This window comes from Vibrio sp. 1CM2L (genome assembly GCF_023161695.1).
In the GTDB taxonomy this organism is placed as follows: domain Bacteria; phylum Pseudomonadota; class Gammaproteobacteria; order Enterobacterales; family Vibrionaceae; genus Vibrio; species Vibrio coralliirubri.
In genome coordinates, this window is the sequence record NZ_JALNTT010000002.1 from 394187 (window position 1) to 413324 (window position 19138).

A 19138-nucleotide genomic window follows, 5' to 3' on the forward strand; every position below is an offset into this window, starting at 1 on the left:
GCAATCATTGAATAACCATAATATTTGGTAATGGTTAAAAATTTCACAGTATTTATATTGGTTAAAGTATATTTCGCACAAATTTGATTTATCGTTCGACACAAGCGGTATAAATATCGCTATCAGAACTATCCTGATATTCCCCTGTCTTCATATCAAATACAACATAGCGAAGATCATCTGAGCGATCATCACGAACTACGTAAAGCTTTTCAATTGGCCACCTATGATTTTCACCAACATTCTCCAAGAATAAGTCAGTAACTTCCTGAACATTCAAAAGCGAAGTTTCGTTGCCATAAGCGCTATGGCAACTATTAGTAGCTCTAGCATAATCGCCTGTTGCAACATATACTCCCCCAGCACTACCATCAATATGATAATTCCATGTGTCTCGTCCGTGTAATTGGTGTGCCTCGTTAAAAGTTAAAGGCCCAAAATATGTCTTCCCATCAATACTTAAGGACCCCCACCTCTTTGTTTGCGGAGGTACAATAACATCGAGCCGAACTGTATTCGAAGATACATTTCCTTTTGTATCACTTACTGTGTAATGTACATAATGATAAATAGGTGTTGAAGTTACAAAATCAAACGACTTATTTGATGGATCGTTTGGTTCACTCAAGGAAACCTGTGCTGTCAATGAATGAACATCTAAAATTGTATAATCTGCACTAGCACTCTCAACAAAGGAACTAATATCCACCTTCACAGTTGTATTTATTTCAACGTCTTCTACCTCGCCATTACCAGCGATTAGACCTGGCAAAGCCGATTCATAAACAGATATTGAGATTAACCCGAACTTGGCCATATCTTCATCAACACGATCTGTTGCTAAATACTCGATGGTAATCGAAGAGGCGAATGGTACGTCAGCAGTCAGATCGATACCTGAGGAGTCTTCAGTAATTTCTACTTTGCTTTGATCGACACCAGAAACCGAAACTATACGATCTATTGCGTAATCAGAGTCAATCTTAATATTGGTAGCAGTCCCAATGAGCATGCTATCAATAATAGGAGGAAGTAACGGATCCATAGCCTGAGTAAGCACTGCCGTCACTTGTTCAGTTTGTTGCCCAGTAGGTGCCTCTATTGTATAGAAAAATCGGCATGAATTTACATTATGCTGCGTATCACCCATTGTATACTCAAACATAAAATCATCCTGAATACTGGCTAGGCAATGCGTGTCTCTAATATCGGCAACAACGTCAATTAGCGTCGCATTTGCATTTCCAACTATGCTTTCTTTTAAATTTATGGTGCCATTATTCGTACTGACGCCATACACACCCGGCGTAGCTTGAACTACAGAATCTGACGGCTCTGTTACATCTTGGCCACCGCTTGCCTCTTCTAAATCACATCCACTTATTGACATGACAAGTAATATAATAAAAAGTTTTATCATTTTAATATCATTCGCATTTTATAGAACCTTACAATATTTGCTAAATAGCATTCAAAAATAACCAATTTTTCATTCGTTATTAACATCATTTTTATAACTAGGAAAAACCAAAGTTTCACCAGGATAAATATACTTTTCATCACGATTTCTAGACTTTAGCCAAGGATTACTTTTTTCCAACTCATCGAGCGTTGTCCGCAAGTTCCTTGCTATTCGTAGTGGCCAATCACCTTTTAAGATAGTGTAATAATTATCATCGATATGATTAGTATCTTTACGACCATGAGCATCAGTACACTGATTTTCTCTAATATTAGGTATGAGAAGTGTTTCCCCTGGGAATATGTATTCCTTGTTTTTATTCCTCTCTCTCAACCAAGAATTTATTTCTTCAAGGACCTCAATGGTCAAATAATGCTGCTTTGCAATTCGAATAGGCCAATCACCTTGAGATATCTTGTAGCTTTTTAGCGGGTATCTATCTCGTTCATCTCGCCCCCAATTATCGATAACCTCAACACAATAGTCATCAACGGTTTTAATTTTGTTATTTACTAATTCAACATTCTTTATCTTAGACTTTTCATTTGCTTGATTTGGTCTTGAACTACCCGAGTTCAAACTTAGATATTGTTCTTCTTTTTCAGGTTCCCTATCATTAAAATAGTATTTTAACCCAATGGCTAAGGAATACACATCTCCCTGCGCAGCTTGATTTGGCTCTTGGTAGTAACGATAGCCTATGTCAAAATCAATATCTTGGGATAATTTATAGAGTAAGCCCGTTCCAACCGTTGCGCTTCCATTATTTAAAATAACACCACTGTCTAAATAGAACTTCACTTCACCTTCATCATCGACGGGGAAATTAGCTCTCATAGCTGCCTCTATAGTTTGGTTATTATTATCAAACCCAGAATATTTCAAATGACTGCTTGCCAATTGAAAATCTAAATATTCAGAAATGCCATAACCGATAGCAATTCGCCCAAATGCCTCACTTTCTTCATTTGATTTACCGAGTGCTACTCCTGCAACGCCATTTAAATAAAGCTTATCGAAAAAACTCTCTGGCTCTTCATCGCTGACGCCAATTTCACCACCTATCGTCACAAGAGGGAAACAAGCAGAGAGCGCAGATCCAATGATTAAGGCGCGATTTTTATATTTCATATTAAATCTCTGGTTCAAATAGCAAAACAAAACTATCCTGATAACGACCATGTTCTATGGAATTTAAATCAGCATCTTCATAAAAAACATCAATGTTGAAGTTAATTTCTGTCGCACCAGCATCCAATATTAAAGTTGTTGAATTCAAGACCTGCCCGCTATCAACCAACGTCGAATCTTGACATTCACTACACTCTATACTGTAAGGGATTTCACTCCCGCTTGGACCTGTTAGCTTATATTGTCTATTGACGTCTTTTAAACTTAACCTTAATCCTGTATGAAAGCGCCCTTGAGCAAGCACAGGATAATGTGTTCTTCCAGACACAGTTTCATTTAACAAATCATACTGTGGGGTCATTTCATCGCGCTGCGTTACAATGACATTTGTTATCTCGTTAGCTGTATTCTTGATCTCAATAGTCAATAGCTCATCATAAATAGTTTGAGTCCATGTACCGTTGAAATTTGTCCAGCGATGGTTAAATTTAACTGGCACAGTACCTTTATAAACTCCATCAGGTGCGCCTTTAAAAGCACTCGCCACAGCGGTCTCATTCAATTTCAAGATTGGCTTTGCAAAATGATATGCACCATCTAAATAGTCTTGTTCTATGTATTTATCATAGAAGCAATTAGTACCAATCACGTAGAGGTAGGGGGTACTTGACGTATTTTCTGGACACACACTTGCTATATTTTGGCTATCTCCTTCGGAGCTCGCAGCCTCCATGCCATACATCATTCCTGATAATTCAATAGGAACTGTCACCTGAGTCACTCCACCATCCAGAGTTAAAACTATTGAATTGGCGTTCGCAACATTGTACAAACCGCCCGGAATCCATTTTGCCGTGGCGCCCTGTTGTCCTCGATTAAAATAGGCATCGAATGGAATTGAGTAATCTTCGAATGCAGTAGCTCCTGTCACCCACCGAAAATGACTTCCTGACGTCTCTCCCCTGATAGTTATACTTGCGTTTGCAGTTTCTAAAAAAAGACAAACAACCATAAGCATCATGAACTTCATGGTTATCCCTCGTTTATTAACTTTACACGCTCTACATATTTGTCTTTATACGTAGATAGAGATACAAGAAGCTCCTCCCCTTTCATATCTTCGGATAAATCCAATGACAGTACTCTTCCAGCTAAAACATATACTGTCCTATTGCAATTTGTCTTCGACAACTTTGGTTTATTCGTTTCACATGAGGATAGCTTTACTTTAATAAAGCTTTCGCCTTTATTATGAATTGTAACCTTTTCCTCATCATTATTTATACTATAGTCAAGAGGATATTCCTTTCCAGGAGCGATGAAAACAGGTGCAAAACCTACTGCCATTTGAACCGTATGATTATCATCGTCATCACCTAAATAAGGCGTTGGAATCAGAGATAATTTAAACACCTCATCATATTCGCGTTTACAGTTTGGCGCGCATTTAAGGTTAATCTTAAAATCTTTTTCAAGTCCTTGATCGATTATTGTCCTAGCGGGACGAATATCAATTTTCCATTTGTCAATATTACTGCGATCATAGTGGTGACGCTCGATTTCACCATCCACAACGCGTATTTCTGACATCAGACCGTTTAAAAAAACCCTATGATTCTGAGTATTTGTTATGGTTATAATACCGCTATCATTGTCATCCGCAATAATAAGCATGCTATTGATTTGTATTGCCATTGCTTGAGTCGGATAATACATTACAAAAGGTATCAATAAAAAAAACTTTAACATTATCTTTAACATGGTTAGTAACTTTTTAATTAAGAGTGTAAGATTCTGAGTCAGAACTTTGAATCATAATGTATGAATCTAATTCCTCTAGATAGTATTTTTGTGCACTATTAAATGACTCATTATTAACAGCGTAAATATGAACATCTCTACCAACAACAACTTCTCTATAATTTATATTCACGCGTTCTAAATTTGATTTTATTACCGAGACTTCACTTAGTTCTCTATTAAACATACCTAAATAAATCATGAGCTCACCTGTGTTATTTTTCGAAAGCAAGTTTTCATTTAATTCAGAGATACTTAATCCTTTATTTTCTTCAGACAGCCCTGGTAAACAATAGCCTGTCACATATTCATCTGTGAGAGATTCATCTAATACACACAGTCCTTGCTTCGATATTAGTCGGTATGGTTTAGATTGTCTGAAATTGATGCGATATACGCCATCTTCACTTAGTGGTTCGACACTTACACACCCTTGTCCAACGCATTGTAAGTGCTCAATTGGATTGTTATGTAAATCATCTAAGACGACAATACGACTCAATAGTTCTACTATATTAGTGTCTAACTGATACAAAGACCCTGGATGTACAAACGCCTGTAATCTTCTACCTTCAACATCGACATTCTCACTTCCCTCGTCTATTTTTACGTCAAGCGATTGGAATTCACGCACGTCTACAATTGAGGCATCACTTTTGAGTTCCACACGGTGGCGGTAACTGTCATCTTGGTTTATCACAACTTTCAATTCTCTGAATGGATCCTCATGAACCCGTTGTTCAGTTTTGTTAACTTTAACAAAAGCACTTGAACGCTTATTTGTTACGTCAAAACCCTGCCTTCCAAAAATTTGTGACCCAGTAAAGTTACCCGAAACAGTTTTTCGACCATCATCATTGACATAAGCATAAGAATTAAAATTTCCTACATCGTTGCTACTATTAAGTGTTCCCGACAATTCACCTACTATTTGATTATCATTGTTTATGATAGTGCCCGCGCTACCTGTCACATGAGCGTTGTCATAAGTTCTTTCTGCTCGTAATGCTGTAATATTGCGGTCAAACCCATTTTTCCCTGTATATATACTCGACTGTGCTACGATTCCAGAAGTACCTAAATCTTTACTCCACGTAATGCCAAAATGATAATCGTCGTTATCATTACGATACTGGTCATAATTAAAATTTAGACTGATGTCCCCAAAAGGCAATGAACGGGACCAACCACTGGATATGCTAGAACGCTCGCTGCTAGACCCCGTTGTAAAATCATTATTTGGTATCGAATCCTCAGAACTAAAATAATCATACCGAACGTAAATACTACCCTGTAGAAAATCTCCTGACCAACCAACACCATATTCTTTATATGAATCTTCGCCATAAAGTAGGTTGGAAAAACTGGTGCTAGTTGATGTCTTTTCATTATCAAAAACCCGGTAATCTATATAAAATGGCGCTAAAGATAACCTCGCAGAGTACATTTCACTTTGCTTCGAAAATAGACCGAGCATTAGATCAAGCGACAATGTATCGCCATAAAAAAAAGAGCCACCAGCTTGGTAATATTGTTCATTTGCATTGGAGCTAAACCCCAAATTCGCTATCAAATAGTCATTATAACGATAACCAACTAGAGCTCTTCCATAATATTTATCTTGCTTGTCAATTTCGTCTTCTAGGCTGTAGTGATCATCTAATTGGCCCATTCCAATAACGTAATCAACGCTACCCTCTTCTAGCGAAAATCTGTCATTGTTAACAACTTGTCTTTGTTCACTGAGAATAATTTCCCCGCCAACTTTCAAAACAACTGTTATTTCATATGCGCCTCCAGGTAACTCACTGTAACTAATTGCTTTTCGCCCTTCGGTTACAGGTCGATTTAGGAGTAGTTGCTTTTCCCTATAAACTTCTAGCTGTGCACTTTGAGGTACATAAAAATAAATTTTTTGTTGATTGCTAGTCGCATTTTTAAGTAAATTTCGACTTGAACCAAAAAAAATCGACTCACCACCAAGCCTGGCATTATTATTCAAAAAGTCGGTAGTATTGAATGATAAATTGTGTTGATTTACCCCAACCTGTAGCCTATGTCCATTAAAATCGGCGTCATACATCGCTTTATAGACCTCAAATTCACTGTTTTTTGTACTAAACTGTGTATCAAGATGTACGTGACCGACTGGCAAACCTAAAATAGATTGATTCGATACATTGGCATAGTCATTGTTATCAAAGTCAGTAAAACCATAAACATTCATCCAATTAATTAATGCGTTTTCCTTGTTTATCGGAGACTCATATTCCACTACACCTAAATCTGTACGCAGTGAATTAATCGGTAAAAACAACTTCAACGTAGCCGAGTCAAAATCAAATACATAGCGAGTTGCCTCTTGTGAGGTTAAAACACACTGTTCAAGTCTACCTTCACAATCTTTATCAGTAACGACTCCACGGGTTAGATCACCAAGAATTTGTTTTATTATTTCGGAGCGAATACCTAACTTAGTTAAATATGATTGGATTACATCATAGTCATCGCTATATTTTTCAACCCTAAACTCTTCATAGTTTACTATTGCACTAATTTCTTCTATTGACTTTTCACCAGCAATTGAGATACCAATTTTTTTTTCTGTTTCGATAAAAAAATCAGAAAACCCTTCAGGATATAGAGCATCAGCAAGCAATGTTGTTGAATAAAATATCAACCCCAAAGCCGCACAATTAGTTTTATTTAACATCATATACTTAGCTCAACAACAACTCCTGCAAATCCATTGCATATCTTTTCAGAATCCGTTTGTAAAATAGTAGGATAAGAAAAATTCAATTCATGACTTCGCCATTTATTTACCGAATTTGACTCAGTAAAAACCTGTTCCTCAATCAAACTGTCCCCCTCTTGAAGTACAGTGCCATCAATTGTTATATCAACTCCAATGAGAGGCGACGAGTCACAATAATGTCTTGATTGGTTCAATGTTAATATATAACCTTGAGATGACTCTGATATTGGACTCATAACATCAAAATCAACTAAAATACGCTCAAACATCTGATCTGAAACATCATATTTAGCAACATAATTAGATTGTTCTGAGACGATTTTTATTCTACTTGATTCTACCGGAGAAAAAATGTCGCTATAAGGATAGAATGTATGTTCTATTTCAGATGCATAACTTTTCGCTAAGAACAACACTGAAATCATAATTAGATAATTTGAAATTTTTAGCTTCATATAACCACCAAGTCAAGTGACCTTCAATAATTATATTAAAGGTCACCATGATTTTTATAAAGTGATCGTACTAGCTTCTACATAAGCTTGAACTACGACGTTGTCATGAGGATTTGCCACTATCGACTCAGTCCCCGCGACAACTGTTACCGTACCTTCTCCTGATGTAGCTTGCTGTGGGTTATGAATCAAACTATCACCACCAGGAGCAATTACATCAAAATGACGACCATTGATATCCTGACCATAAGAACCATCAATAGAATAATCCGCAGCAATAACTTCATAAGTAAAGTCTGTAGCAAATGTTCCTGGAGTAGCTATATCTTCTAATTTAAAGCCAATAGTCGACGCGCTTGTTAAAGTGTATTCACCTTCACCGGCACCGTTCGTAAATTCTAATTCCCCTCTTTCACCAACAGTAAAGTCTGGGGTGGACGTATCTTTAGGTACTAACTTCCATGCTATATCATCTACTGTTTCTAAAGGCACACGTCCTTGCCATTGAAACCAATCACCAGCTTCTATAGATGCGGCAGCGTTAGTGGAAATACCACTAGCCAACATAACCATTGCTAACCCAAAGATTTTAACATTTTTTCTATTTGACATTTCGAAGACCTCGATTTGGAAAAAATAAACAACTAGTGTTTAACGAGGTTGATTATCGAAGATCGCTTCAAAAACGTGTATTTATAAATAGGCTAGAGATCATTTATAAATACACCCATTTGTGTTGATTGTTCTTCTTGGACGACTATTGTCAATTGATAGAAGAGTGATTTTCTATCGCTGATTGATGCCTTTGACGCATTTCGATTTGTGAATTTTTTGCAGAAACGAACGGAGCGAGCAATAGACCAATGTTAAGCTTGATGCTCGCATTCTATGTGTAGGTTGTAATTCTAGAATAATTTTTTGGGGTATAGTTTTAAGATTTTCTTGCTGTTTAAATTTTATATAAATTTAAAGTTTATAATTAAGATCAATTAATGGACAATTAGCTAGTGCCAATCAAATATCATCTCGCTACAAATAGCGGTGGATACTTAAGTCATCAGTTTTAATATTACTAGCTGAGCCACTGACCACACTTGCCAAAATCTTTCCTGAGCCACATGCCATCGTCCAACCTAGAGTTCCATGGCCCGTATTGGTAAATAGGTTCTTGATAGGCGTCTTTCCTATGATAGGCGTGCCATCTGGCGTCATTGGTCTTAACCCAGTCCAGTATTCGGCTTTAGAAAAGTCCCCCGCTTGTGGGAAAAGGTCTTTAATCACCATATCAATCGTGGCTTTGCGTTTTTCTGGAATTAGATAGTCAAAACCCGCAAGCTCGGCCGTACCCGCGATACGAATACGGTCATCAAATCGCGTCATCGCTACCTTGTAGGTTTCATCCATCACAGTCGAAGTTGGTGACTTATCTGCATTCACGATCGGTAGTGTTAACGAATACCCTTTCACTGGGTAAACCGGAATCGACAAATCGACTTGCTTCAGCAATTCTCGAGAATAGCTTCCTGAAGCAACCACATAAGCATCCGCTTTGAATTCGCCTTGAGTCGTTGTAATACTCTCAATGGCTTGATTCAGATGATTGAGCTTGACGACTTCAGTATCAAACACGAACTGAACGCCGAGTTGCTTGGCTTTTTCTGTCAAGGTTAAACAGAACTGATGACAATCACCGGTTTCATCGTGCGGTAAATACAGGCCGCCCACCAGCTTATCTTTCACGTCTGCTAAACCCGACTCCACTGCCAGACACTGTTCAACATCAAACAGCGAGTGTTCGATTCCACTCTCTGTTAATAGCTTCATATCCTGCTGAATAGCGTCTAATTGCTTCTCGCTTCTGAATACTTGCAAGGTGCCTTTTTGCCTGCCTTCGTAAGCCAGTTGTTCACTGGTTCTTAGATGAGTCAGGCAATCTCGACTGTAGTTAGCGACTCGCAACATCCGCGATTTGTTCTGTGCGTATTTGGCTTCATTGCAGTTGGCGAGCATCTTAGTCGCCCAAGAAACTAACTCTGGAGAAAGTGAAGGCTTAACTTTTAAAGGGGCATGCTCTTGGGTAAGCCACTTCATCGCTTTCAATGGAATACCTGGCGCCGCCCATGGTGAAGAATAACCGTAAGAGATTTGCCCAGCATTCGCAAAGCTGGTTTCTTTGCCACTGTTATCTTGACGATCAATAACCGTAACCGAATGACCTTCCTTCGCAAGGTACCAAGCGCTGGTCAACCCAATAACACCGCTGCCAATTACAATAACTTCCATTCTCCTCCCCTAATGCCCGACAAAACTAAAATCTGTCGAACACAGCTGTCAGTCTAAAACTCGTTTCGTTAATAATTTGTAACTTATTCCGCGTGTGTTGACTTAACAATAGAGGGGGCGTTGATAAATAATCAATTCAACTCGAAAACAAATTCGGCAGTTTGGAAGTGTGATATTGGCGGTATTTGGAAGCTTAGTTCGGAGTCGCTAAGTAAATCGATTAAGCTTAGATATTGTAAGCGTCATGACTTAAGAAAGTGGCGTTTTCGAGTAAGAAATCCAACAAGGTTTCGGCTTGTAGCGTGAGTGCACGGCCTTTCAAAGATTGAACCTTAACCGTCGCCTTCGATAGCATCTCCAACTCGGTCGCAACCACTTCAATCTGCCCTGACTTTATTTCATCGATCACAGTGAGCTTAGGCATAAAGGTTACGCCCAACCCTGCTGAAACGAAGTTAGTCAGTGCCGTGACTGAGTTAGTTTGCAGCTTTGGCTGCAAGGTAAGATGGGAAATTTGTTCAGCCTGCTTTACTAGCCTCCCCATACCGGTCGAGTTATCGATCAAGGCGAGAGAAGCATCTTGAATATCTTGCATTACCACAGGCGCTTCTTTCATCGTAAGGAAATGCCCCTTAGGAGCAATCAATTCGAGCGGATGGCTGCGTTCAACGTGGGAGTGCAGTTTAGGGTGCGGTGCAGAGGCATAAGTTATCGCAAAGTCTATCTGCTGATCTTCCAACATCTTGACTGCATCCAATGCACCCGCAATCTCAATCGATAAATTGATATCAGGATAACGAGTCATGAAGGTTTGCATCGGCTTTGACACCAAGTTAGTAATAAACCCTTCACCGATGGCAATGCTGACATTGCCTCCTTTGAGGTTTTTAAGCTTGGTTAGTCGAGCAAGCACTGCCGCCTCTCCACGAACAATGGAACGGTAGTAATTCAGCAGCTCATTACCCGCTTCGGTTAACAGTGATTGACGGTTGTTGCGCTCCCATACTTTCATTTCCGCTTGCGCTTCTAACTGTGTCAGCATTCTACTCATTGCCGCAGGATCAACGTTCATCATCTTAGATGCCTTACGTAACGACCCATATTTTGACAACGCGTTTAAATACTCAAGAGCACGGATATTAAAGTGGTGCATTCAACTTCCTTGTGATTCGACTAACACGTAATCAAGCGTCTCACAATTTTCTCATTTGCCCATCTAGGAATTGAGTTACCGGCACAACAAGTTTGCAAGTTGTGGGCTGAGTCACCAACACAAGCCCTTTAAGAGCGATAGGCACGATATAGAAAAAGTATGCATTCGCGCCAAAGAAAACAAAAACACAGCTCAATTCAACGAAGAAAAGAGCTGTGTTTAATGTTCACAATCAGCTGTTTGAAGCCGATAAACGGTCGCTATTTTAAGGCAAGCAGCTTATCGACAAACTCTGAGAAACCGTACCCGCCCGGCTTGCTCATCACCACTGATGGATGATGCTCAAGTCGCGCCCAGTAATGCTGGATGTTTGCTACACCGACACTGTTCGGCAAAATTTCAAACATATATTGGTCGTTCATCGAGTCACCGACATAGCAACTACGCTCAAGTATCTCTTGGTCAGATAACCCCTTCTCCTTAAGAAAAGCGGTCGATGTCGCTTTCTTAGAGTGCTCACCATACCAAGCATTGATGTGAATAGAGCTTGCTGTCGCATGTGCACCTAATGCTTGAATCTTAGAGACAATCTCTTCGATAATGGCATCGTCGACTTTAGGACGGTTTTGACCGATGTCGATTGCCACCTCACACAGGCGGTAAGACTGGTCCAGCGTTAAACTGAGCTCTGGGTAATCGCCCAAAATAGCCAATACTTGTTCTTTCAGCTTACTCTGATTGGCACTGATTTCTGGTAAAGGGACATCAGAACGCAATGTCAGATAGCCATTTTTCTTTTCCATAATAAACGCGCCGTTCTCGCCGAGAACCGCATCAACAGGCCACAGCTGAGCAATGTGATCACACCAACCAGCACAAGCGCCCGTTACCGCAACCACTTTTCTCCCTGAATCACGAAGCTTACTTAACGCGATCAAGGTTTCAGGCGGCAGTTGACCTTGCCACGTTAAGGTGTCATCCACATCGGTTAACACCCAATCTATTTTTTTCCAATTTTGGTTCAATTCATTCGATACCGAATTCATTTCTACACCTCTAAATAATCAATCACTAAACAGTGTTAAAGCAAATTCGGTAAAAACATCACCAAGCTTTCAGAGAAAGTCAGCAACATCAGAACCGTGAGTAGTGCTAGCAACAACGGAGCCACTTCTTTCACGAAGTCGACCATACGAACTTTTAAAATCGAGCAAACCGTAAACATCATCGAGCCAAATGGCGGAGTCACACCACCAATCATGATATTCACTATCACGATGATGCCGAAGTGAACCGGGTTAACGCCTAGGTTAAGCACAGCGGGAAGTAACAATGGCGTGAGTATGATCATTGCAGCGCCGCCTTCGATGAACATGCCGACCACTAACAGCAATACGTTAATCAACAACAGCAAAACTAACTTGTTGTCGGTAAGCTCAATCAACGCAGAAGCAACATTGTGAGGGATCTGCTCTAGCGTCATGTAGTACCCAAACACCATGGCACCAATAATGATGAACATAACGCTACTTGTGCCCTGCACGGTTTCACGCATGATGAGCGGGATATGACGCAAACCCAGTTGACGATAAACGAAGATGCCAATAATCGCACAAAGCAATACGGCAATAGCCCCCGCTTCTGTCGGAGTAAACAAACCAAAACGCATGCCTAGAATAATGCCGAACGGGATCAGCAGTGCCGGAATCGCTTTCAGGAAGTAATGAAAACGCTCTTTGGCAGACGCAGGCTCCGAACGAGAAGGTTTGTAACGACGTTTACGCGCGATAAACGCAATAGTGACCATCAGCGATAGAGCCATCAAAAATGCAGGAACGTAGCCCGCAATAAACATTTGATGGACTGACACGTTCGCTAATAAAGCAAAAATGATTAAGTTGATACCCGGCGGAATCACAGGGCTGATACTTGAAGACGCAGCTGTTACAGCGGCCGTGAATGGCAAATCATAACCACGCTTGGTCATTTCAGGGGCTAGAATCTTCGACTGCATCGCCGCATCCGCATTTGCAGAGCCCGAGATACCGCCCATCAGTGTACTCAGTGCGACATTCACTTGAGCAAGACCACCGGTTTTATGGCCAATCATTGAGTCAGCAAAAGCAAGTAAGCTCTTACTGATCCCCGCATAGTTCATCACCGAACCCACCATGATAAAGAACGGAATAGCCAACAACGGAAAAGACTCAGCAGAGCTAATAAAGCGCTGCATTACCAAGCTCACCGGAATAGAGTCATTGATAAAAAGAAAGTAAACCATCGCCGATGCGATCAGAGAAAACGCGATGGGTATGTTCAATAGAAATAGAACAAACAGAATAAGGATTGGAAGATAGCTTTCCATAAATCGTACCTACTTAGAAGAGCGCTTTAGAGAAGCGACATCGCTCGCGATAAATCGAACGGTGTGGATTGCCATCAATGAGAAACAAAGCAACAGCACGCCATTGATAACAAAATATGACACGCCCATTACTGGCGTTACCTTGTTGGATAACATCAGGTATTGATAACTCAGAACAGCCATCAAGATGTTGAGAGCCAGTAGGAAAACGGAAACACACAATCTAAATGGGATTTTTGCTTTTTCTGGCAACATGGCAACCACCACATCGACTCCCATGTGAAGCTTGTGTTTGTAACAGGAGCTAATTCCTAAGTAGACAGCCCAGATAAAGCAAATAACCGACAGCTCTTCACTCCACGGGACAACAAAGCCAAATCCATAACGCAAGACGACGTTAACGATAACAACCAAAACGGTGATCGAAATAGCGATAGAAGCGAGGATTTCTTCAATATTTTTCAATAAAAACAAAAGACTTCTCCAACGAAATACCTAATACAACGTGGGTATTTCAGGAATAAAACGGCCTAAAGATGTTTAGGCCGTAATCATTAACTAATTAATTTACGTGTGCAGGACTACTGTACCGCTCGAATCGTTTCCAACTCTTTCATGATCGTTGCGTGTATACCTTCGCTCCATGTTGGGAATTGGTTGTATACATCCGCAGTCAGTTGGTTGAACTCATCAGAATTAACTTCGTTGAAGGTAACGCCTAGCTCTTCAAGTTTCTGAGTGTATTCAACATCCAGTTTAACTAGCTCAGCAGTGTTAGATTCAGCGCCCGCTTCTAACTCTTCGTTAATGATCTGCTGTTGCTCTGGCGTAAATTTGTCCCAAAGCGTTGGTGAAATGTAGATGCCCACAGTGCCTAGGAAGTGCTTAGTCAAAGACATGTTCTTCGCCACTTCATAGATCTTGGTTGAGTACATCGTCAAGATAGAACCTTCAAGACCGTCAACAACACCTTGTTGAACGCCTGCATAGGTTTCAGGGAATGGAAGAGAAGCTGGAGCTGCGCCCATTGCTGAAAGCGTGCTAATGAACAGCTGACTTTGTGGCACACGAATACGCATGCCTTTCATGTCTTCAGAGTTCACGATCTCTTTATTAGTGATCATGTGACGGAAGCCAAACATGTAGTCTGCATTCAGTACTTTGATGCCTTTCTCTTCGGCTTTGGCCTTTAGGCCTGCGACAAATTCAGTGTCCATCATCGCTAAGTATTCATCGTAGGTGTTGTACAACATTGGGCCAGCAAGTGCTGCGAAATCAGGTACGTAATCACCTAGGTAAGTCAAATCTTCTACAGCGATCCAGTTTGCGCCGTTAACCACTTGTTCCAAGTTATCTTTATAAACAGGTAATTGACCGCCTGGGAAAACTTTAATGTTGACCGAACCATCGGTTCTTTCTCTAATTTTGTCGGTCGCTTTGATAAGTTCTTGTGTTAGCAACTCATTCTGAGTGAATACAAGGCTCATGTTGATATTAATCGGCTCATCTTTAGCTTCAGAACCAGCCTTGTCAGCTTCACCACAACCAACAAGCAGCGTTGCCGCCATAATTACTGTACCTAATAGCTTTTTCATTTCTAATCACCTTTTCTTGGCTATCGTTTTCTAAATATAGAGGGTGTTATTAAGTTTTCGTAGAGTATGTAAGTGAATTATTACATTCATATGAACATTAATCTTAGCGATTTGAACATTGTGAGCATAAGGTCTCACTATTGTATAAACTCTGTACAACACCTTTAAGCTAGCTCTCATTTAAAATAAGCAGATATGGCGGGTAGATAATAAATCTGTAATAAAGTAGATATACTGTTTCCTGAATTTTCAAATGAACATCGAGATTGAATTATGATCACAGGCCACCGCGGTGCTGCTTCTTTAGCACCAGAAAATACGTTAGTTAGTATTGAACAAGCCGCGAAAGCTGGTGCTAAATGGATTGAAATTGATACCCAGTTAAGCGCTGATGGCACCCCAATGGTTTTTCATGATAAGACGGTAAATCGTTGTACCAACGGAACGGGCAATATCGCCGACTTAGATTTAACTGCACTCAAGGCGCTAGATGCTGGCAGCTGGTTTGGTAGCGAGTTCGCGGGGACAACTATTCCTACGTTGAGTGAAGCGCTCGACAAGTGCCTAGAGCTCGATGTGACTTTGAACCTTGAAATCAAAATTTACGACGATAAGGCTATCCAACCTTTAGTTGAGAAAGTCGCGGCACTGATTGAACAAAAGCAGTTCCCTACTGAAAAGCTACTCATCTCAAGCTTCAAAAAAGAGGCACTAAGCCTTTGCCAACAGATGATGCCAGAGGTTAAACGTGGCTTTATCTGCGAAGTGTGGAATGATTCCAGCTTGGAATCACTCAAATCACTCGACCTTTACAGCATTCATATTGACCACCGAATTCTTGATGAGAAAACGGCGAAGGCGATCAAAGCTTCAGGCGCGGTTCTGAAAATATGGACTTTGAACGATCCACAATTGGCGGCTAAATATTTTAACCTTGGCGTCGATAACATCATCACCGACGTACCAAACCAATTTTAGTGAGCCTCTATGGAACTGAACCATCGTCAGAAAGAAATACTCGCAACGCTTAAGGCTAACCAAGATATACAGATAGAACACTTAGCCGAGCTTTTTTCTGTCACCACTCAAACCATTCGTCGTGACGTAAATCACTTGTGCGAGCAAGGCCTAGCACGAAGAGTGCACGGAGGTGTGAGCTTACCCACTACGCTCACCAACACGAGCTACAGATTCCGTGCTGGTGTTGAGTCAGAGACAAAAGACAGTATTGCGATGGCGGTTGCCGACGCAATACCCGAAGGTTCAACGGTTATGATGGGCATCGGTACGACCGTCACTCGTATCGCTCAATATTTGTTGGCAAAACCAGCCTTGCGAGTGATCACCAATAACCTTCAGGTGGCTCGCATCCTTGAAGCAAATGAACAAATCGAAGTGTATTTGGCTGGCGGCTTGTTCAGACGAGAACACCAAGATATGGTAGGCAGTAGCGTGGTCCACTTCTTTTCCGATTTTGAAGCTGACATTGGTATTTGTGGGTGTGGCTCAGTAACAGACAGTCATTTCGCTATGGAGCATGAGCAAGTTGAAGCAGACCTATCCAAGTCGATTATTAAGAACAGCCGCGAAAGTTGGCTTGTTGCAGATGCCAGTAAATGGGGACGCTTTGCCGCTCTAAAGGTAGCGTCACTGAATGACTTTGACCGCATATACACCAATAGCAGCCAATTACCTTCGGAGCTAAACATACACTTAGTAGAAGAGAATGCTCATACTTGAATACAACAAAGCCTAGCATCAACGCTAGGCTTTGAAGTCTACGTTTAGGAACTAGCCGACAAGGTTACATACCAACAAAAAAGCTAATCACCAATGCATTAATCAAATCAACAAAGAAACCACATACTAAGGGCACCACAATGAATGCTTGTGGGCTTGCGCCATAGCGATGAGTTACTGCGGTCATGTTCACAATTGCCGTTGCTGTCGAGCCTAGAGTGATACCACCAAAGCCTGAACATATCACCACAGAGTCGTAGTTTCTTCCCATCAAGTAATAAACGACAAACACAGTAAATAGCAGCGAAAGCAAGATCTGGATACTCATGACAACAGAGATATAGCCAAACAACCCATCAAGATCCCAGATGCGAAGTCCCATCAATGCCATGGTTAAGAACATGCCTAAGCAGATATCAGAGATCATCGCTAAGCCTTTTCGGCCTTGAGCGATTTTCTCTTGTGTACGACGCTTCTTAAACAGTGCTCGACCGACGTTTCCGATTAGGATACCTGCGATTAAACAGCTAACGAATAACGGCAGTTTTAGGCCCATTGAGTCGATAACTTCACTCAAACTGTAACCCAGCATCAGTGTTAAGTTAAGAATCAGCCATGCCCAAAGAACGCCATAGTGGCTTAGCTCTGTCTTTGTTTCACTCTCTTGGAATGCACCAACCGTAACCTCTTCTTCATTAGAAGGGCTCACTTTGTGTTTATTGAGTAGGTAGTTGGCAATCGGGCCACCAATCACACACGCTGCAATTAAACCAACCGTGTTTGAAGCGACACCAAGTTCGAGCGCGTTAGCAATACCAAACTCTTCCACAAACATTGGCGCCCACGCTAACGTTGTGCCTACGCCGCCTATTAAACTAACTGAGCCGGACAGCAAGCCTGCTTTCGCATCCATTCCAAAGCCAGAAGCGACTGCCATTCCGACTACGTTTTGCAACACGATAAAAATGGCAGCAAGACACAGTAGGATGAACAACGGTCGCCCGCCTTTAATCAGTGTTTTAATATCCGCTTGGAGCCCGATGCCAGCAAAAAAGTAGAGAAGCAAAAAGTCTCTGACATCTAGGCTAAAAGTGATTTGGATTTCAAAAATATAGTAAAGCGCCGCTACGGTCGCTGCGCAGACAAAGCCACCAATCACAGGCTCTGGCAGTGAATACTTTCTTAATACCTCAGATCGCTCAATCAAACCTTTACCGATAAACAGTAACGAAATCGCGATCGTAAAAGAGAGCATTGGAGAAACTAGGGTTTCTGTCATGGGGCTATGGATTCCTAATAGTTAGATTATTCATAATATTGCGTACTATTAATAATCTAGGTTCATGCCAAAAAATCAAGCGATTATCGATGATAAAAACACCTAATATGGTTGGTTCTGCGACGGTATTAATAGAGGTAATAACTATAAAGAAATGATTAAAGGAACGGATACTAGGGAGATATACAGGTTAGGTGGAATATAAGGGCTCTAAAACGAGAAAACCCCAGCATTTCTGCTAGGGTTTTGAATAGTGGTGGAAGGATGGGGATTTGAACCCCAGATACGCTATAAACGTATACTCGCTTTCCAGGCGAGCGCCTTAAGCCACTCAGCCATCCTTCCACAAATTGTGTGTTGAGCATGTCACTCAACGAGGCGCTACTTTATTGATTCTGCTTGCTTTGGTCAAGGGGCATTCTCAAAAAAAGTGGCTTTTTCGGTTTGTTCGATTACAAATTAACTCATTAGATCAAAAACAAACCAAATTTCATTCTTTCGCTGCACTTACGCTTGTTGCTTTTCTTAAGCTTGTTGATAGTAGCCTGGAACTCGAAACCATTTACGACACATATCGAGGAAGTAGCCGTAAAGTACGCCCATACCGCACGAGATAACTGCATTACTGGTGACAGCCGTAACGATCTGGTCGCCTGAAGCACCCACTGCCAACAAAATACCCGCATACACAGGAGACTGGAATAACACGTATGCCATCAAATCAGACAAGTTTTTCATCAATGAGCTTTGTGAAAGTTTTGCACCATTGCGCAAGAACCAATCACGAAAAACGCCATAAGGCCAAGCGATAGCAATGTTTACTGGAATAGATAACGTTCGAGAAGCAAGAGATTGCTCAAACGTCATACCAGAAATAAACACTTCTACGATCATGCCAGAAATAAAACAGAAAACGACCATAGCAAATGTATCCGCAGCTGCGTTTCGAATACAAAATGGACCACGAGACTTCATCGACGACAAACCTAAAATATATCACTGCTTAGTTAGTGATTTAGTAACATATAAACAAGGCGCATTTGCACCTCACCAGATAATGTCGCTATTAAATCACAAGATTAGTAGTCATACATTCCAAATTAAAAATCAAGTTGTA

General features: G+C 40.8%; 17 protein-coding genes and 1 tRNA gene. 2 read left to right on the forward strand and 16 right to left on the reverse strand.

Annotated elements, in window-relative coordinates; all coding sequences use genetic code 11:
• Positions 1 to 88: 88 nt before the first annotated feature.
• The 13 genes from MSG34_RS06915 to MSG34_RS06975 all read right to left on the reverse strand — a co-directional run bounded on the left by MSG34_RS06915 (position 89) and on the right by MSG34_RS06975 (position 15002).
• Positions 89 to 1420 (reverse strand): hypothetical protein, encoded by a 1332-nt coding sequence (locus tag MSG34_RS06915; RefSeq protein WP_248336823.1) that lies wholly within the window; start codon positions 1418 to 1420, stop codon positions 89 to 91.
• Between the two features lie 69 nt (positions 1421 to 1489).
• On the reverse strand, positions 1490 to 2593 hold the full coding sequence (locus MSG34_RS06920; protein ID WP_248336825.1) for a LysM peptidoglycan-binding domain-containing protein: 1104 nt from the start codon (positions 2591 to 2593) through the stop codon (positions 1490 to 1492).
• 1 nt (position 2594) lies between these two features.
• Positions 2595 to 3623, reverse strand: coding sequence for a hypothetical protein (locus MSG34_RS06925; RefSeq protein WP_122081743.1), 1029 nt, complete (start codon positions 3621 to 3623; stop codon positions 2595 to 2597).
• A 2-nt stretch (positions 3624 to 3625) separates the two neighbouring features.
• Positions 3626 to 4354 (reverse strand): hypothetical protein, encoded by a 729-nt coding sequence (locus MSG34_RS06930; RefSeq protein ID WP_248336827.1) that lies wholly within the window; start codon positions 4352 to 4354, stop codon positions 3626 to 3628.
• Positions 4355 to 4367: 13 nt separating this feature from the next.
• Positions 4368 to 7109 (reverse strand): TcfC E-set like domain-containing protein, encoded by a 2742-nt coding sequence (locus MSG34_RS06935; protein ID WP_248336829.1) that lies wholly within the window; start codon positions 7107 to 7109, stop codon positions 4368 to 4370.
• The gene (locus tag MSG34_RS06940; protein WP_248336831.1) at positions 7106 to 7606 is read right to left on the reverse strand and encodes a hypothetical protein; all 501 of its coding nucleotides are present in this window, start codon (positions 7604 to 7606) and stop codon (positions 7106 to 7108) included. Before MSG34_RS06940 ends, MSG34_RS06935 begins: the two co-directional genes overlap by 4 nt.
• Positions 7607 to 7660: 54 nt before the next feature.
• The gene (locus MSG34_RS06945; protein WP_248336833.1) at positions 7661 to 8218 is read right to left on the reverse strand and encodes a hypothetical protein; all 558 of its coding nucleotides are present in this window, start codon (positions 8216 to 8218) and stop codon (positions 7661 to 7663) included.
• A gap of 417 nt (positions 8219 to 8635) precedes the next feature.
• The gene (locus MSG34_RS06950; protein WP_248336835.1) at positions 8636 to 9889 is read right to left on the reverse strand and encodes a D-amino acid dehydrogenase; all 1254 of its coding nucleotides are present in this window, start codon (positions 9887 to 9889) and stop codon (positions 8636 to 8638) included.
• A gap of 226 nt (positions 9890 to 10115) precedes the next feature.
• Positions 10116 to 11042 carry a LysR family transcriptional regulator gene (locus MSG34_RS06955; RefSeq protein WP_017062039.1) on the reverse strand — a complete coding sequence of 309 codons (927 nt, stop codon included), beginning with the start codon at positions 11040 to 11042 and terminating at the stop codon, positions 10116 to 10118.
• A gap of 260 nt (positions 11043 to 11302) precedes the next feature.
• A complete protein-coding gene (locus tag MSG34_RS06960; protein WP_248336837.1) occupies positions 11303 to 12088 on the reverse strand; it encodes an HAD-IIB family hydrolase in 786 nt (261 codons plus the stop codon).
• Positions 12089 to 12123: 35 nt separating this feature from the next.
• Entirely contained in the window at positions 12124 to 13407 is a 1284-nt protein-coding gene (locus MSG34_RS06965) for a TRAP transporter large permease (RefSeq protein WP_048612770.1), read from the reverse strand.
• A 9-nt stretch (positions 13408 to 13416) separates the two neighbouring features.
• Positions 13417 to 13881: a TRAP transporter small permease gene (locus MSG34_RS06970; RefSeq protein ID WP_052879053.1), complete on the reverse strand. Its 465-nt coding sequence runs from the start codon at positions 13879 to 13881 to the stop codon at positions 13417 to 13419.
• A 107-nt stretch (positions 13882 to 13988) separates the two neighbouring features.
• Entirely contained in the window at positions 13989 to 15002 is a 1014-nt protein-coding gene (locus MSG34_RS06975; protein ID WP_248336839.1) for a C4-dicarboxylate TRAP transporter substrate-binding protein, read from the reverse strand.
• Between the two features lie 273 nt (positions 15003 to 15275).
• Here MSG34_RS06975 and MSG34_RS06980 point away from each other — a divergent pair, with 273 nt between their 5' ends.
• Together MSG34_RS06980 and MSG34_RS06985 are read left to right on the forward strand one after the other, a co-directional pair.
• The gene (locus MSG34_RS06980) at positions 15276 to 15980 is read left to right on the forward strand and encodes a glycerophosphoryl diester phosphodiesterase (RefSeq protein ID WP_248336841.1); all 705 of its coding nucleotides are present in this window, start codon (positions 15276 to 15278) and stop codon (positions 15978 to 15980) included.
• 9 nt (positions 15981 to 15989) lie between these two features.
• On the forward strand, positions 15990 to 16742 hold the full coding sequence (locus tag MSG34_RS06985; RefSeq protein ID WP_248336843.1) for a DeoR/GlpR family DNA-binding transcription regulator: 753 nt from the start codon (positions 15990 to 15992) through the stop codon (positions 16740 to 16742).
• Positions 16743 to 16806: 64 nt separating this feature from the next.
• On the opposite strand, the gene gltS is transcribed toward MSG34_RS06985, so the two are convergent.
• From gltS to MSG34_RS07000, 3 genes are all read right to left on the reverse strand, one after another.
• Complete coding sequence (gltS, locus tag MSG34_RS06990; RefSeq protein WP_048612760.1) at positions 16807 to 18021, reverse strand: sodium/glutamate symporter; 1215 nt, start codon at positions 18019 to 18021, stop codon at positions 16807 to 16809.
• 254 nt (positions 18022 to 18275) lie between these two features.
• Positions 18276 to 18366: transfer RNA gene (locus MSG34_RS06995), tRNA-Ser, on the reverse strand.
• Positions 18367 to 18546: 180 nt separating this feature from the next.
• A complete protein-coding gene (locus tag MSG34_RS07000; RefSeq protein WP_048616306.1) occupies positions 18547 to 18996 on the reverse strand; it encodes an L-alanine exporter AlaE in 450 nt (149 codons plus the stop codon).
• Between the last annotated feature and the right edge of the window lie 142 nt (positions 18997 to 19138).

Excerpts from the sequence above, each read along its gene's own strand:
- MSG34_RS06965 (WP_048612770.1), bottom strand. The coding sequence starts at position 13,407 with ATGGAAAGCTATCTTCCAATCCTTATTCTGTTTGTTCTATTTCTATTG.
- MSG34_RS06935 (WP_248336829.1), bottom strand. The coding sequence starts at position 7,109 with ATGATGTTAAATAAAACTAATTGTGCGGCTTTGGGGTTGATATTTTAT.
- MSG34_RS06925 (WP_122081743.1), bottom strand. The coding sequence starts at position 3,623 with ATGAAGTTCATGATGCTTATGGTTGTTTGTCTTTTTTTAGAAACTGCA.
- MSG34_RS06975 (WP_248336839.1), bottom strand. The coding sequence starts at position 15,002 with ATGAAAAAGCTATTAGGTACAGTAATTATGGCGGCAACGCTGCTTGTT.
- MSG34_RS06950 (WP_248336835.1), bottom strand. The coding sequence starts at position 9,889 with ATGGAAGTTATTGTAATTGGCAGCGGTGTTATTGGGTTGACCAGCGCT.
- MSG34_RS06940 (WP_248336831.1), bottom strand. The coding sequence starts at position 7,606 with ATGAAGCTAAAAATTTCAAATTATCTAATTATGATTTCAGTGTTGTTC.
- MSG34_RS06980 (WP_248336841.1), top strand. The coding sequence starts at position 15,276 with ATGATCACAGGCCACCGCGGTGCTGCTTCTTTAGCACCAGAAAATACG.
- MSG34_RS06960 (WP_248336837.1), bottom strand. The coding sequence starts at position 12,088 with ATGAATTCGGTATCGAATGAATTGAACCAAAATTGGAAAAAAATAGAT.
- MSG34_RS06985 (WP_248336843.1), top strand. The coding sequence starts at position 15,990 with ATGGAACTGAACCATCGTCAGAAAGAAATACTCGCAACGCTTAAGGCT.
- MSG34_RS06945 (WP_248336833.1), bottom strand. The coding sequence starts at position 8,218 with ATGTCAAATAGAAAAAATGTTAAAATCTTTGGGTTAGCAATGGTTATG.
- MSG34_RS07000 (WP_048616306.1), bottom strand. The coding sequence starts at position 18,996 with ATGAAGTCTCGTGGTCCATTTTGTATTCGAAACGCAGCTGCGGATACA.
- MSG34_RS06955 (WP_017062039.1), bottom strand. The coding sequence starts at position 11,042 with ATGCACCACTTTAATATCCGTGCTCTTGAGTATTTAAACGCGTTGTCA.
- gltS (WP_048612760.1), bottom strand. The coding sequence starts at position 18,021 with ATGACAGAAACCCTAGTTTCTCCAATGCTCTCTTTTACGATCGCGATT.
- MSG34_RS06915 (WP_248336823.1), bottom strand. The coding sequence starts at position 1,420 with ATGATAAAACTTTTTATTATATTACTTGTCATGTCAATAAGTGGATGT.
- MSG34_RS06920 (WP_248336825.1), bottom strand. The coding sequence starts at position 2,593 with ATGAAATATAAAAATCGCGCCTTAATCATTGGATCTGCGCTCTCTGCT.
- MSG34_RS06930 (WP_248336827.1), bottom strand. The coding sequence starts at position 4,354 with ATGTTAAAGATAATGTTAAAGTTTTTTTTATTGATACCTTTTGTAATG.